Source organism: Bacillus sp. V59.32b (assembly GCF_003429085.1).
Classification (GTDB): Bacteria; Bacillota; Bacilli; order Bacillales; family DSM-1321; genus Peribacillus.
Window position 1 is genome coordinate 67,528 of the sequence record NZ_QVTC01000003.1, and the last position, 15,766, is coordinate 83,293.

Sequence of the window (15,766 nt, forward strand, 5' to 3'; positions counted from 1 at the left end):
GGTCAGATGGCTTGACATGGAGCCTCTGCGGGCTTAATTCCACTACCAAGAGCCCAGCCCTATAAGGCTTGGTGGCACCGAATGAGGCTATCATGCCCGCCTCTCCAAATCAAGCCGTGCTCAGACTTCATATCCTACTTTTATACCCGGAACTCCTTTATTTTCAATGGTTCTGTCCTATTCTTTTCGTAGAATTCCATTGGAGACAGGTCAAGAATGCTTGAGTGCATTCGGCGCTCATTGTAGTATTTCATGAAATCCCAGACGGTTTTATAGGCTTCTTCGTACGACTCAAATTGATAACGGCTAAGGCAATCATCCTCCAAAATCCGGTGGAATGCTTCAATATGGGCGTTCATGTTTGGTGTCCTTGGCGGGATTCTTTCATGTTCAACCTGGAAACCCTCGCACCCCTGTTCGAATGCATGGGAAATAAACTGTGACCCATTGTCGGATCGGATCACGGGTTTTTCCAGTGAATCATATTGTTGTCTTTTCAGTAATGCCCTTTGTAAGGTCTGCTTTGCATCTTCGCCCGTACAGCTTAGGCCAATGTGATAATCAATAATGGAACGGTCATACACGTCAATGTAGGAGAGAATAAAGAAAAACCGTTGTTCGCCCTCAATAAATCCGTATTTAATATCCGTTTCCCAAAATTGATGGGACCCGGTGATGACACGATTCCTTGCTAGTTTTCTTGGATAGGCTATTTTCTTTTGACGTTGTGGCTTCAGAATCCCCAGTTCTTTGCATAGCCTGTAAACTTTCTTTTTATTGATAATCAGACTATATTGCCGTCGTAATTGCTTTGTCAGTTTACGGTAACCGTAGGAATATCCGTCTTCTGCAATCTCGTCTAGGAGCCATTCTTTGATCTGTTCATCTGATATCTTATTGCCGTCCTCTTTGATGGAATAGCCGGGTGCTGGACGTCCCTCACTTACTTGTTTCTCCTCCACACGTCCATTTTTTTGGTAGTAATAGGTGGATCGGGAGATATCAAGTATGTTTAGCACCATGGTGATTGAGTAGCCTTTATGAATCCATTTGTCAGCTATCTCAAGTTTTTCAGTAAGTGAGGGTTTTTCTTTTTTATAAGGTCACGGCGAATGGCAATCTCTAAATCTTTTTCTCCGAGCAGTTTCTTCAATTGGTGATTCTCGTTTGCGAGTTTCTTCGTTTCAAGAGGTGCAGAAACAGCTACAGGAATACTGCCGTCATCATATTTGCCTTCGTTTAACTCTTTCACCCAACGATTCACCATGTTGGGACTGAGTTCGTACCGGCGCGCAACCAGTGCACCATTATTTGTTTCGATGACTGCTTTGCTTACTTGAATTTTAAATTCTCGGGAATGGACTGTGCGTTTCATGTTGTTGTCAGCTCCTTTGATATTCATCAGTATAAAACATCTAATGAGAGCTGTCCAAGTTCATTTAGGGGCTTATGAGATGGCATGCCCGCCATCTTTTCGATTATGAAAAGGTATCGTAATTGAAAAATGATGGAGTGTCTTTTCACTTGAATCAAAAAATTTAGGATTCATTATAATATTTTCCTCGTCTATAAAATTTGAAAAGTAAACGGTTTTCAAAGCCTCACCCCATTATTAATAATATTCCCCTAACATAATTTTACATTAATTTTAGAAATTTTTTAAATTAAAGAAACAAATGTTCATATAAATACATGTATTTTTCTATATGCAAGCCAACAATTTTTTTCTACTCATAAAGTAGTTATAAATAAAATTACAAACTAGATTGACAACAATATAATTGAGAGATATAGTTTGATTATAAGAGGAGGGATATTATGGTAAAGGAATTAGTGGCAAAATGTCCAAGATGTAATGAAAAACTAATAGCAACGAGATTAAGTTGCGATAATTGTGAATTAGAACTAAACGGTGATTTTCCTCTTAGCAAATTCGACTATCTCTCAGCAGACGAACTTGATTTTGTTGAAAGCTTTCTGAAGGCACAAGGTAATTTTAAGACTCTTCAAAATGAGAAAGGCATGTCTTACCCAGCGGTTAAAAAGAAATTTAATGATATTTTAGAAAAATTAAATCTATCCCCAATAAAAAATGAAAAAGGGAATAAAACTGCTATGATAACTGTTGATAATCAACCTATTAACAAAGACGATAGCTTGGTTGTTAAAAAGATAAAAGAAAAGCTTAATGCCAATGGTGGTAGAACTTTGATTCCTCTTTATAGCGGAGATCTTTGCGATATTGGTTTTGATCCAAATGGTAAGGGGCTAGTTTCACCTAAGATTCCTGTTCCTAATCATCTTATATGGGAAGTATTTGATGCTGCTGTTGAGGTTGTATATCAGAATGGTGGAAAAGCCATGAAGGGAAAAGCCCGTTCAGGAGCAAAGCTCGGAAGTGACGATTTGCCGCTGAATTCAGTTGAAGGGTACATAGCACACAAAGTACACGGTGCACAATTTGGAGAGACCGCTTTCGGACCAGGTTTCGTAATTGCTGCCATTTTGGATTGGGCGGGAATTTGCCGCAATGAGAGAGGGTATTTGACAATAAATCCAAGCTTCATGAGCGAAATAAAATAACATTTTTGGAGGTGAATAACATGGAACAAGCTAATAATATTGAGGAATTCCTGAATAAAATTTGAATATTCAGTCAATATTTAAATGTGTTTTATAGGGGACAATCTAAAAAGCACAAAAGCATTACTTCTAGCCTTTCTAGAAACCAGGGCTATGTTCAAAATGAATATGCTATCTATCAAGAATCCATTGATATGAAATCCGTTGAGTTTGGCGGTTTGACATCACTAATTGAGTGTCTTTCGAAAATGCAACATTATGGGATACCTACAAGATTAATTGATTTGAGCGTAGATCCTTTAATTGCTCTTTTTTTTGCAGTCCAAGATCAAACAGCCATTCTTCAGGTAATGTATATGTTTATATACAACAAAAACATTCTCTTAGAGATAAAAAGGTTAAGCTATTGGCGCTCCTTGCTACTTTGGATTCATTTGAAATAGAAAACATCAAATCATCTTTTACAAATCAGTATGCAGAAACAATTACTAAGGAAGAGATCTTGGAATATGCTTCTGCAAATGCATTTATTGAACATACTGAGGAATTAAAAAAATTGAACGATCGTCTTTTTAGTCAACAAGGAACTTTTGCAATTTGTGGTAACACTGTCCAAGGTGAATTTATCAAGAGATCTATTAATCCTCTTGATGCTATTGCTCCTTCAATGTTGATTAGAATTCCATACGAACATAAGCTTGCAGTGAAAACAGAACTAGATGAAAATCACAATATAAATGAAACCACAATTTACCCTGAGTTTCCTTCAGTAGCGGATTACTTGAAAGAAAAGTATAAATCAATTGACTTTATACCAGATGGGACTTACAGCATCCTTGAATCCCAAGAATCAAATTCTGGTGCTAAAAAAATTTCTGTAATTGTAGTTCTAAATAAAGTGTTACATATTGAAGAAATAAAGCTTATTGGTAGCGAAATAATCGAGCAGAACAAAGGCAAATATGACGTTGTAAGGATTTACATCGCTAAAACAGGCGATGATTATATTATGAGAAATTGGATTATCAGAGGACAGTGGATAAGACCTACACTTGACAAAAGATATAAACCGCTTGAGATTGGCACTATTGATGAAAATAATATCAGTTGGAGATTAGAGAAATCATACAGTACGTTAGCAGATTATTATGCTGAAAATATTTTTGATGATGATAACGATCTTCTACCTATTGGATTTGCCATAAAAAATGAAGACAAATTTTCTGAGAGTTGGAGTTATCAGATTATTGATGAGCGGCTTATTGCTTATAAGCCATGGAAAGATAACTAATGTTCAAGTTCAAAACATTGAAAAGAATCTTGATACCATTATTTCGCAATTCGAAGAAATGAAAAAAGACCTGCTTTTTATATTAAGCGAAGACGAGGAATAGGAAGTATAAAATTGTTTGAATTCGCGTATTCGCTTTCTTGGGGTGAGGAATCTATACATGCAAGTAAGGAAGTGGTAAATGACTCGAAAGATGAAGGAGAGGAGGAATTGCTATGATTGAAGAAAAAGATCCAATTCTACTAAGGCAACAGCTATATAATGATATATGGGAAATTTCCGTGGCCGGTGTAGCAAAAAAATATAATGTACCATATGCCAAGATGATAAAGCTATGCAAAGAGTCTGATATTCCAATCCCACCATCAGGATTCTGGACAAAATTGAGATCGGGGAAACCTGTTATTAAAACTCCATTACCGGATTCTTTAATAGAGGAAGTTGCCCTGCCGTTAAGTTCTACTAAAACACGAATTCAACGTACTGTAGCTTCTAAAGATTCTTTTGATCAAAAAGTGCTGAATCAAGATGAAATATCAGATAGGCAGTCTATGATAGAGGCTCCTACTAATCTACCAGTGCATGAGACAATAGGAGCAACTGAGGTAATGGGGGCAAGTACTTTTGGTGGTGTTAAGCAAAGTGTTAGGTCATCAGAATCACTTTCATTTTTATCAGAAGAAGAGAGAGAAAAAGTATTACTGTTAGCGGTAGGAATGAATGTGCCTGCTGAAAATTCAAAAGTACATAAAAAAATAAATGCATACAAAGCTGTGATTAAGGATTGGAATAAAAAAGACACAAAAACACGAGGGGCGCAAAGGAGTTACAAGAATTTTTCCAATCGCCCACCTTTTCTAGCTGGAGTTATTTCAAGTGAATCTCTCCCACGCATTTTCAGCATTCTTGATGCACTATTTCGTCAAATAGAAAGCCTAGGTGGTTCTATCAATGACGACCTCTCACTTCAAATCAGAAATGAACATGTTAGCATTGATGTTTTTGAGGATCAGGATAAAATCAAACATGAAATTACAAGGCAAGAAGCACAAGCTTTAATTGTTTATGAAGATGCTAAACGTCGTCATTCTTGGGCATCAGAACCAAAGATTCGTAAATATGACTATATTTTCAATGGAAGGCTCAGAGTAAGTATTCGTAAGGGTAAATATTTCAGAGATACAGATAATTCAAGAATCGAATCCAGGCTTGGAGATATGTTAATAGAGTTATATGAAGAATCTGAAGCGGTTCGTATTGAGCGCGAAGCACGAGAAGAGACAGCTCGTAAACGTGAGGAAGAGGCTAGAGTGAAGGAAGAACGAAGCAATTTATATAATGAAGAAGTTGAGCGGACAATTGCGTTGGAAAATGAAGCTCTCGATTATGAGAAAGCTTGTAAAATTAGAGCATATATCAATGCGGTTGATAATGCTTCTTGCCAAAATGCTTTTAATGGTGACATTTCAGCATGGATTGACTGGGCTAAGAAGAAGGCTAACTGGTTGGATCCAATTGTATCTCGTGAGGATGAGTTGTTAGGTCGTAGGGAGCATGAGAAAAGTGAAGAGCAGAAAGCCTTAAAGAAGAACAGAAATCTTTGGTGGTAATGTAAAGGGGAAGATGAATAAATGAAGAAATACTATGCACATAGAAGTTGTCGCAAAACTAGTTTTTAAAGAAGGCAACTAATTTTAACCGGGCATAACTTGCAAAGCCTTAATCCTATTAGTTGCAGTAAATCCCAAGTTACTAAATTAAATCATAATCTTAAAATTAAAGTCGGCAATAGTGTCGGATTTTTTGTATTCAACGATTATTTAAAAATGGTAAAAGGAAGAAAATATGTTTTATTTGTAGAAATTAGAACATTGGGTAAATTCAGATAAGATTTTGGGTATGGTTGTAAAAATTTAAGGCGGTCTTTTATCCATTTTTACTGGAATGGAAAAACCTAAGCATGATTGGATCATTAATGAGATTGTACCTATATAAAGTGTAATCGTCGAATCAATTGGGTTTTCAATGTATGACTTAGCGATAAATCTTTAATTGGAGGATTATCAAAAATGAAGAAAATAGTTAGTGTTCTTTTGGCATGTATAATGGTTATGACATTAGTGGGATGTGGCGGCAATTCGAACAAACATGAAGGTGAAGCAAAAACACCGTCAGGTTCAAGTGTTCAAAAAGGTAGAGATTATCATAAGGTAGTTGATGACTTTAAATCAAAAGGATTCAAGAACATCAAAACAGAAAAGCTTGAAGATTTAATTACAGGTTTGATAACAAAAGATGGAGAGGTTGAAGAAGTATCTGTTGGCGGCGATGTCGATTATTCTCCAGATGAATGGATTTCTGCAGATACAGAAGTCATTATTAAGTATCATACTTTCAAAAAAGAAGATACTGAGAGTGCAGCAGAATCTGAGGCAAAGGATAATTCAAATGGAGAAAAACCGAAAGTAGAAAAACCGAAAGTAGAAATCTTAACAGTGGATAATTGCAAAGAATTGGCAGAAATACTTAGCAAAAAAGACGAGTCTGATCCTCTTATTAAAGAATTTGCTCAGAAGTATGCTGGAAGGACCATTGAGTTTGATGGGAATACCGCTTATGTGAGTAACCACGAAAATTATAAAACAAGATTTGATTATTTAATTTATGCTGGAGACTATAGTAAAACTACTTTCTCGGGACCTAATTTTCAATTTAGAGATGTTAATTATAACGATTTGCATCTAACAGGAGATAATGTTCCTGATACTTTTGGAGTAGGTCTTAATATTCGTATCATTGCTACGGTTGAAGAATATAGCGAGACTTCTAGTCTTTTTCAACTCAAGCCAGTTTCGATCAAAATGAGATAAATGTAATTAAATAGTTATGTAACAATAGCGAAAGATAAATGGATATGGAATTCATAAAATTTATGAAGGTGATATTATATCTTCATGTTGATAAGTGCCTGGCACCTTATATTAACGAGTAATTAGAGACAATGAAGTAGGAGGAAAGATACGTGTATCTAAGTTCATTGGAAGAACGTCGGATTAGAAATAATGAGATAAAGCTTGTGACTGAAGCTTTGTATGAAGCAAATGTCAAAGATGATGAAATTCTGCGGGTATTGATGAAGGTATGTAATGTTGATAAAGAGAATGCACTCGTACATTGGGGTCAATGCGATAATTGGCTCTGTGGTGAGAGTTTGGGGATTACTATGCCGTCACGAAGGAAAATAACTACTGTAGATACTTTTAAATCGACCAAGGAGTTATTCGAAGAAAGTAAACGAATTTTAAGGCTGTTGGATAGATGAAACGTAAATTAAAGCGTACATTGAAACGTAAAACTAAGCAACCTACGACCATTGTAACCGACTTTGGTTTCAGCAAAATCTTGTACTAAAATATATAAAATCGAGAATAGTATCCATAAAAATTCTATTTGGAAGTGATACAATTTAATGAAGTATTTTGCAGAAAGAAACAATTTATTGGATGATGACTTTTCAATCGACTTTGAGGATTTGAAGAATTATTTCTTCCAAACTTATAATTACTTCGAACGTATGGAGCTTTTTGATATAGCATTTAAAGGTGTTTGGAAATTCGAAAACTTTAAAGGGGAAAATCAGATTCATCCTCCAACAATGTCTCCATCCCCCGAAATCTTTTTTATCAATCATTTAAACAAAAACAACGTTTATCCTATTTGGGAAAACTATGAATCTTACAAGGAAGAAGAACTCTTTACTATTATTGAAATTTTATATGATCATATTGGTGCTTATAATTATAAAGATAATACTTTTATTAAGGACGAACATAGAAAAGAGTTTGCTACTCATATAAACAATTTACTAAAGCGTTATAAGAAGGGATATTATTTGGATGAAAAGCATGGGTTCGTTATGGAACAACCAAATGAAGCAATAAATGTCTTAATGAACACTGAAATTCCAGAAACAATGAGTGAAAGTGTTATCGAGCAGTTAAAAACAGCAGTTAAAATGTTTTATAGATTCGATTCTAATGAAGAGTCAAAAAAGAAGGCAATAAATATATTGGCTGACATTTTGGAACCTCTACGGGAAGAACTAAAGAATCTTCTAAACAGTGAATACGATATAAGTAAAAACGATCATGATAAACTTTTATTTGGTGTTGTTAATGGTTTTAATATACGACATAATGACAAAAAGCAATTAACTTCATACAATAAACCTGTCTGGTATGATTGGATGATGCAATACTATACGAGTGTTATTTTTACATATTATAGGTTAAAAATGATACGTGAATAATCTAAAAAAGTACAGTGAATCTGATTTCAGAGAAAGCCGTCTTAACACTTGAATAAAGGATAACTGTATTTCTAGGAAGATCTGTTTATTAAAAATGATGTCATGTTAGGAGGATTATTTAATTGCGAGATTTTGACATTGATAGACCAGGAAGAACAAGGCAATATAAATCAATACAAAAGCATCATCGTACCAGTCAACACCGTAATGCAAACAAGTGGAAGGACAAAGATCTGGAAATAAATACTTTTGATTCTGCAGACTATGGGAGTTTCACAAGAGAGCTAACAAAAGATTCATGGGAGGATAGCAAGAAAAATCTTTGGGGATTTTTAGATAACTTCCCTTTTGTAGGCACAGAAAAGGAGCAATTTGGTTTTTTTCCAGTTCCAACCAACCCAAGTGATAGGTGGCATGGTTATCCTGTAATACCTTTTACAAAGGGATATGAAATCGAAGATTCTTTATTAAAAAAATGGGTAGTAGATGAAGTTCTTGATGAAGATGATATACCAAGTATAAAAAAAAGGAAAAGACTTTAGAAGGGAGAAAGGGTGTTGGAAAAAATCAATGAATCCAGCTTTGTATCTACCTTATCAATATATAATTCTTCAATAATTACAGCGTATACGGATGGCAGAATTTCTTCACTTCCTTTACCTAAAAATTGGCATAGCCTATATAAAGAAAGAAATCCCTATGTATTTGATTTGAAAACTGAAGAAAAATTTATAAATGAAATTGTTGGATATAAGGGTTCCTTGTTTGTTGCGACAACAAACCGCCTGCAAAGTTTTAACATAAACAAATCTTCTCATGTTCAACAGAACCACTATTTCAAGAAAGAAATAGTAAACTGTACGCATTTGAAAATTAATTATGAAAACGCCTTATTATTTGCCGTTTCTGAAGAAAGAGGTATAGTGGTTCTTAATTTATCTAATCCTCTTAAACCTCGATTTGTTCGTGACATTACAGTAAGGTTCTTTCAAGAAGAGAATTGTATTATTTCTGATATGGATTTATACCAAAATACTATCTTCTTAGCTTTGAGAAATATTGGGATTTTACGATTAGATTATTATCAAAATGAATTGCAAGAGCCTGTGGTCTACAGATCTTTTGAGAAAATTAGACTCAGTGATCCCCAGGATGTAAAGTATAACAAGAATAATTTATATCTTTATATTGCTGATGCAGACGAGGGCTTAATTGTTTTAAACACACGAGACAATAATGTGGTTCATCGTTGTAGACTACCTAATAATGATTTTCCAAGAAAGATAATTATTCATCATAAAAATTGTATTGTTCAGGGTTCAAAAGGATTGTATTTCTATGATACAACTACAAAGGGATTAAATATCATTTTTGAATTTAAAATCGGTGCTATATCAAAGTATTACAATAAAATTATTTTCTATAAGAACAAAAGATTAAATTTACTTATACTTGGGAATGATACCGAGATCATAGATAATGATTATTTCTTAAGTGTGTATAAATACTCAAAAAATATCCTTACAAAAATTAAATAGACCTTCAATTAGTAGTTAATTAACAGTCAATAAATTAATAAAGAGTCGAAAACATGAGTATAGGTGAATTCCACTGCTCTTATCAGTTTTTACCTACATTCAGCACTCTACGCACGTGGAGTGCTGTGTACTGTTAACCGTGATATTGCACAGTGACCAGGGATCTCAATATACATCCTATGAGTTTCAGGAAAAGGCCAAAGAAAAAGGCATTATCACCAGCATGTCCCGGAAAGGAAACTGCCTGGATAATGCCGTAATCGAATCCTTCCACTCCTCGCTAAAGTCGGATGAATTCAGCACCCAACAACGAGTGCACCTTACAAATACAATTATACTAGAAAAAGTGAAAACGTACATATACTCTTACAACTATCAACGACCATTTAATAAATTAAACTGCCATACTCCTGTAGAATTCAGGAGCATGGCAGCCTAGGTGTTTTTTCCCGTCTCGTTTTTCTAGGTCAGTTCAGTTACAAGGATGGCTTTTAATTTAGGCATACTATTTAATCATTTTCAATAGCTTTCCAGAATTCATCCGCAACGGCTTCATAGCCGCTTAGACTTAAATGTATATCATATGGATTCGGAAGGTATTCCATATATTTGCTAGCAATAACCGTTTCTGTTGGCACGTAAGTATCACCGTTTATATCAGCTTTGCGTTCAATTTGACCATTTAATGCCTTTAAGACCGGAAGGAGGGCAGCTTGATCTTGTTGTGGAAGATAAGGATATGGGTTATAATATCCCATCACATAAACATCGACTTTCCGGTTTAACTTGTCTATTTCACTTAATATGGTTTGTATGTTGTCGCTAATGGAAGCGATAGTTTGAGGCACTAAAGCCCGATTGTTGCGTAAGACAGGTAGTAAGTCATTCGCTCCGATGTCTATGGTGATATGACTCGCCTGTTTAATTTCTTTTCTTACTTCTTTATCGGTTAGCACATCGTGAACTAAATCAACGGATGTATATCCAGGAACGCCAAAATTATCAAATTCTACTTTTTTTCTTTCTTCCTTAAATTTATCTGCTAGATAGTCTGGATAACCTAAATCGATTTTACCGTATGGAGTTTGTCCAGCTGCCAAGGAATCCCCTAATGAGACATATTCTACTTTCTTGTGGCCATGCCCGTCTTGTTTACCCTCTTCTTTCGCAAATGCATTAAATGGCATTGTAAGTAAAAAGGCACCTGTAATAACCAAACTAGTGAATTTCTTTTTATTCATCTCATTCTCCCCTTTGGTATGAAATACCTAATTTTGTAATAATGGTTAATTCTACTTATATGTTAGAAATTCCTGTTTGAGACTATATTGAAATTAAGGATTAGCCAGTTTTCTTTTCAGACTCGATTTGGTGATTGAAAAGAAGCATTATCTTTCTTTGTAATAAATAGCGACTTTATTGTAATTAAATCTCTTGAGGTGATTGTATGTTGGAGGAACTTGGGGAAATTAATGCTGTGCTTAAGACAATTACAGAATAAACAGTGAGGTTCGAGAGCTGATACAAGGCTTTCGGACCTTTCTGCTTTATTTTCTATCTTTCATACTGACCTAACACCCTTTGACAAAATTGGCAAGACATATTAAAATATCACTTTGTGTTTAGTTTCACATTGAGTAACAGTGTGAGATCTGAATCTTTTGGAAGTTGAAAACGAACTTATATTTGCTCATGTCACGGGTTAACCAGCACAAACAACCTTAAGCAAGGCCTATCCTGTGCTGGTTTTTTATTTCTTTATATATTCAGGGGGGCAATATGTCTTATCACACACCACAGAGAATTGCAGAATTGTCAATCGAAATAGGTTTTAGAAAAGCAAAAATGTCTATATCGTCCATGCTCATTCTTGGTTTTCTGGCAGGCGCTTTTATTTCAATGGGCTTTCTCCTCTACATTCGATTAACAGGAGGTATGCCAGTGGAATGGGGTGCCTTTAATACCTTTATAGGCGCTGCGGTCTTTCCTCTTGGAATTGTATTGGTCTTGCTGGCGGGCGGCGAGTTGTTGACAGGGAATATGACGACTTTGCCAATGGCATGGTTTGCCAAAAAAATTACGTTCACCGGGATTCTCAGGAACTGGACGATTGTCTTGATCAGCAATTTTCTTGGTGCCATCTTTGTTGCTTACTTTTTCGGCCATGTTGTCGGGTTGACTGAAACCGGGCCGTATTTAGATAAAACTGTTGCCGTCGCACAGGCAAAACTTAACGATACGTTTATTCAAGCCTTCATATCCGCCATCGGATGCAACTGGCTGGTTGCGTTGGCTATATGGATTGCGACCGGGAGCCAGGATGCTGTAGGGAAAATAGTGGGCGTTTGGTTTCCGATCATGGCCTTCGTAGTCATTGGTTTTCAGCACGTTGTCGCGAATATGTTTATCATACCGGCTGCCATCTTTGCAGGGGAAGTTACCTGGATTGAATACCTGCCAAACTTTGTTGCCGTATTTCTGGGGAATGCAGTTGGCGGTTCCGTTTTCGTCGGGCTTGCCTACTTTATCGCCTATAAGCCGAATGTGTATGGACAATTATTAGTCACGAAACAACAACAACCAGAAAAAAAGGTAGTAAACCTTTAATAACTGTAATCCCATTCTCGGGCACTTTGAGGCATTATTCTCTTGAATAATGCCTTTTTATATTACTTTATTAATACGATATAAAAGGTTCCGGCAATTTTCTGATTATTTCACCTCTCAAAAGGGTATGTAATAACAAACCTTTTAAAAGGAGGTGTCACTCGATGGCTACAGATGTATTATGCAATGTAGAAGATTGTAAATACTGGGCAAAAGGTGATAGGTGTGTAGCGGACGCTATCTATGTCATAGGTCCGAATGGAAGCAGGGAAGCTGACAGTGTTGAGGAAACGGCGTGTAAAACGTTTGAACATCGTTAATAAATACTTTTTGTAAAACTGGACGGCAGCTTGCCTGTCCAGTTTTTATTTTGGGGATATAGATTGAAGTGGAGCCGGTGGATATGTTTCCAGGATGCAATGGGAAGCGGTTGCTAAAATGATTTATATATGAACTGCGGAGATCAATCAGGTCTCTATTTTTTGGGACTAGGAAGTGATTATGCAAGGACTCGGAATGGATTGGGGCACAACATCTATAAAGAAACATGGCATGTCTATATTTAATGATTATTGTGGTTTGTACCTAAAGTAGCGAGGCAGTTTGTTTAAAGAACGATAGCTTTTGATGTATAAGCTTTTAAACTAATTCAGTTTATTATAAGGAATAATGAGAATTGAGAGAGATAAACCAGAAATTGGACAATATTTATAGGGAAAATTGATTATAAAATCTTCTAAAAAAATAGTATAATAGTTTGGTGTTTATATAATAGGGGGATTTTTTATGCGTAAATTTGGCTTTATCATGTTGATATTAGCTATTGCTGTACTTGCTGCTTGTTCATCCAATGAACAAAAGGCATCAACCGAAACCAAGGACGAAAAGAAGAACGAAGAAGTATCTGTGGATAAAGGCCTTTTAAATGTAGAAGTAACATTGCCGGCTTCTATGTTTGAAGGAGAGGACATAGATAGTGTTATTGCCGAAGCGAAAAAGGATGGAGTAAAAGAAGTAACCAAGAACGAAGATGGTTCCTTGACATATAAAATGTCTAAGTCCAAACATAAAGAGATGATGAAAGAATTAGAAACAAACGTCAAAGATACTATCGAAGAAACAAAGACTAGTGGAGATTTTGCTTCTATAAAGGACATCACACATAATGATTCATTTTCTGAGTTTACCCTTTTAGTAGATAAATCAGCTTATGAAAATAGCATGGATGGTTTTGCTTCTATTGGTTTCGGTATGTCTGGAATGATCTATCAAATGTTTAACGGGTCGGATGCAGATAATACGAAAGTGACTATTCTCATTAAAGATGAAGCTACTCAAGAGACTTTCGATGAAATAGTATATCCAGATGCTTTAGAAGATTCAGATACAAAATAATATTGCTAAAAACAACAGGATAAATTGGAGCTATCGTGTTAATTAATTTGAGATTTTGACATTAAGGAAGCTGGTTATTATCAGCTTCTTTTTTTCCTATCAGTCCACTGGATACTGATAGCAGGTATTTGTCGTTGTTCTTGCTGCTAACGGGTGCATCATTTTTGGCAGTAAATCAGGGACAAATTGATTGACCAGTTCCGTCTAGTAATTTTATAAAAGTCTGCATACATCCCAAATGCAGGTGCCTGCTTCCACAGCATATATTTGGGAGCCAGGCACTTTTATTATTGTCTAACCTTTACTAGATCTTTGTATGAAGTGTTAAAATCTACTAGGTGTGAATTGATTTTTATATTGATTGTTTGTCCTTTATACTAGGGTAGTGGGTACTTGATTTATGGATTATATATAAATAGGGTGATAAATAAATTGGTAAGAGGAATGAGAAGTCAGTGACAATGATTAGAGAAGAAACAATGGTGGCTGAAATTCACCGATTGGATGACAGGGGTTCGGGGCAGGCAGCAGTTTGGCGCGAAAATGAACAGGGCAACTTGAAAAAGTTGAAGCTTACAGTCCCGCAAACTCTTCCGGGTGAAAAAGTGAATGTGACGGTTGATAAGCCTGAACGAAGAAGAAGAAAGGCGCTGCTAAACGAAATTATCGAGGCCCATCCAGAAAGAACAGCACCGCCATGTCCGCATTTTGAAAAATGCGGTGGATGTGTATGGCAGCATTGGGAGTACCAAGGGCAGTTAAAACAAAAGACGGACCATGTGAGACAAGCGATTGAAGCTCAAGGGTTCGATCCAAATTTGGTGCTGGATACAATCGGTATGGATGACCCTTGGCATTATCGCAATAAAATGGAGTTTACGTTTGCTCCGAACGGTTCCCTTGGCTTGCATGAACAAGGGAATTTTCGAAAGATCATATCTCTTGAAACCTGTTTAATTGCGGGCAAGGAGATGGTTGCCGCTGCCATGGAAGTGGCAGACTGGGCGAAAAGTCACCAATTAACGGGATATAACAAAGACCTGCATGAAGGCCTCTTCAGGCACCTTATGGTCAGGCAATCCTTTGCAACTGGAGAAATGATGCTGGGACTATTTGTAACTGAGGCACCTTCCGCTCATTTACAAGACGCGGCTGACGATCTGGTGCAGCGTATTACCGACAAGTTCCCTCAAGTGAAAAGCCTGCTATGGCTTGAAAATACGAATTGGGCGGATCGCACTCAATCAGAAGATACCCATATCTTGGCTGGACGGGATTTTATCTATGATGAAATGGATGGCTACCGTTTCCGCCTCTGGTTTGATACCTTTTTCCAAACCAATCCGACCCAAGCTCAAAAATTGGTGGATTTGGCGATTGAAATGGGCCAGCCGAAGAAAACTGAGAAGATGATCGATCTTTTCTGCGGAGTCGGTACGTTTTCTCTTCCGTTTGCCAACAAAGTAGGGGAACTGGCAGGCATTGAAATTGTCGAGACGTCCATCGAATCGGCCAAACGCAATGCTGCGGATAATGGGATCGAAAACACAACCTTTCTCGCAAAGGATGCACGAAAAGGAATTGACCAGATTCTGGAGACCTTTGGGACCCCTGAATTACTGCTGCTTGATCCGCCCAGGTCGGGTGCAGGCGGGAAAGTGATGAGGAGAATAGGGCGTGCCAAACCAGAACGAATTGTGTATGTATCGTGTAATCCGGATACTTTCGCTGTTGATATTAAGGAGCTAGAACAATTCGGCTATTCCTTGAAAGTCGTGCAGCCGGTTGATTTATTCCCTCATACTGTCCATGTTGAAGCTGTTGCCACGCTTGTTTTAAATGACTAATCGCGATGCAGTGATTAAGTTTGGGATGGTGTCGTCAGCACCTCATGTGCGGTCACATTAACTCTGCCCATATGCAGCTAGTCTCGAAATTCATATAAAAAGAAGGCAACTACCCTCATGGGAGTTGCCTTCTTACGTTTCTTAATCAGTTACCGTTAATTGTACTAATCCAATGCCTTCGAATTCACCGGTATAC

Annotated in this window: 15 protein-coding genes and 1 pseudogene; 14 read left to right on the top strand and 2 right to left on the bottom strand. The window is 36.6% G+C overall.

Annotated elements, in window-relative coordinates; genetic code table 11:
- Positions 1 to 140: 140 nt before the first annotated feature.
- Positions 141 to 1,375 (bottom strand): IS3 family transposase gene (locus tag D0463_RS00700; protein ID WP_483295705.1). Its coding sequence is split into 2 segments (ribosomal slippage): positions 141 to 1,081 and positions 1,081 to 1,375, totalling 1,236 coding nucleotides; the frame shifts between segments, so codons are not numbered across the junction.
- 443 nt (positions 1,376 to 1,818) lie between these two features.
- On the opposite strand from D0463_RS00700, the gene D0463_RS00710 reads away from it, so the two are divergent.
- From D0463_RS00710 to D0463_RS00755, 10 genes and pseudogenes are all read left to right on the top strand, one after another.
- Entirely contained in the window at positions 1,819 to 2,583 is a 765-nt protein-coding gene (locus D0463_RS00710; RefSeq protein WP_117303987.1) for a DUF2089 domain-containing protein, read from the top strand.
- 86 nt (positions 2,584 to 2,669) lie between these two features.
- The gene (locus D0463_RS20185; protein WP_160118334.1) at positions 2,670 to 3,026 is read left to right on the top strand and encodes an FRG domain-containing protein; all 357 of its coding nucleotides are present in this window, start codon (positions 2,670 to 2,672) and stop codon (positions 3,024 to 3,026) included.
- Positions 2,990 to 3,874, top strand: coding sequence for a hypothetical protein (locus D0463_RS19725; protein WP_254052675.1), 885 nt, complete (start codon positions 2,990 to 2,992; stop codon positions 3,872 to 3,874). The genes D0463_RS20185 and D0463_RS19725 overlap by 37 nt, the downstream gene beginning before the upstream one ends.
- A 215-nt stretch (positions 3,875 to 4,089) precedes the next feature.
- A complete protein-coding gene (locus D0463_RS00725) occupies positions 4,090 to 5,484 on the top strand; it encodes a hypothetical protein (protein WP_117303991.1) in 1,395 nt (464 codons plus the stop codon).
- Between the two features lie 459 nt (positions 5,485 to 5,943).
- Complete coding sequence (locus D0463_RS00730) at positions 5,944 to 6,744, top strand: DUF4839 domain-containing protein (protein WP_117303993.1); 801 nt, start codon at positions 5,944 to 5,946, stop codon at positions 6,742 to 6,744.
- Positions 6,745 to 6,896: 152 nt separating this feature from the next.
- A complete protein-coding gene (locus D0463_RS00735) occupies positions 6,897 to 7,196 on the top strand; it encodes a hypothetical protein (protein ID WP_117303995.1) in 300 nt (99 codons plus the stop codon).
- 147 nt (positions 7,197 to 7,343) lie between these two features.
- The gene (locus D0463_RS00740) at positions 7,344 to 8,183 is read left to right on the top strand and encodes a hypothetical protein (RefSeq protein ID WP_117303997.1); all 840 of its coding nucleotides are present in this window, start codon (positions 7,344 to 7,346) and stop codon (positions 8,181 to 8,183) included.
- 122 nt (positions 8,184 to 8,305) lie between these two features.
- Positions 8,306 to 8,725: a hypothetical protein gene (locus D0463_RS00745; RefSeq protein ID WP_117303999.1), complete on the top strand. Its 420-nt coding sequence runs from the start codon at positions 8,306 to 8,308 to the stop codon at positions 8,723 to 8,725.
- A 15-nt stretch (positions 8,726 to 8,740) separates the two neighbouring features.
- A complete protein-coding gene (locus tag D0463_RS00750; protein ID WP_117304002.1) occupies positions 8,741 to 9,721 on the top strand; it encodes a hypothetical protein in 981 nt (326 codons plus the stop codon).
- Positions 9,722 to 9,860: 139 nt separating this feature from the next.
- Positions 9,861 to 10,160: pseudogene (locus tag D0463_RS00755) on the top strand (integrase core domain-containing protein); the annotation flags it as partial.
- Between the two features lie 70 nt (positions 10,161 to 10,230).
- Here the strand turns inward: D0463_RS00755 and D0463_RS00760 are convergent.
- Positions 10,231 to 10,962, bottom strand: a complete 732-nt coding sequence (locus tag D0463_RS00760; protein WP_117304006.1) for a GDSL-type esterase/lipase family protein — start codon at positions 10,960 to 10,962, stop codon at positions 10,231 to 10,233.
- 538 nt (positions 10,963 to 11,500) lie between these two features.
- On the opposite strand from D0463_RS00760, the gene D0463_RS00765 reads away from it, so the two are divergent.
- From D0463_RS00765 to rlmD, 4 genes are all read left to right on the top strand, one after another.
- Positions 11,501 to 12,328 carry a formate/nitrite transporter family protein gene (locus D0463_RS00765; RefSeq protein ID WP_117304008.1) on the top strand — a complete coding sequence of 276 codons (828 nt, stop codon included), beginning with the start codon at positions 11,501 to 11,503 and terminating at the stop codon, positions 12,326 to 12,328.
- A 164-nt stretch (positions 12,329 to 12,492) separates the two neighbouring features.
- Positions 12,493 to 12,648, top strand: a complete 156-nt coding sequence (locus tag D0463_RS00770; protein WP_117304010.1) for a DUF1540 domain-containing protein — start codon at positions 12,493 to 12,495, stop codon at positions 12,646 to 12,648.
- 466 nt (positions 12,649 to 13,114) lie between these two features.
- Positions 13,115 to 13,723, top strand: coding sequence for a hypothetical protein (locus D0463_RS00775; RefSeq protein WP_117304012.1), 609 nt, complete (start codon positions 13,115 to 13,117; stop codon positions 13,721 to 13,723).
- 461 nt (positions 13,724 to 14,184) lie between these two features.
- On the top strand, positions 14,185 to 15,570 hold the full coding sequence (gene rlmD / locus D0463_RS00780; RefSeq protein WP_483295706.1) for a 23S rRNA (uracil(1939)-C(5))-methyltransferase RlmD: 1,386 nt from the start codon (positions 14,185 to 14,187) through the stop codon (positions 15,568 to 15,570).
- Positions 15,571 to 15,766: the final 196 nt, after the last annotated feature.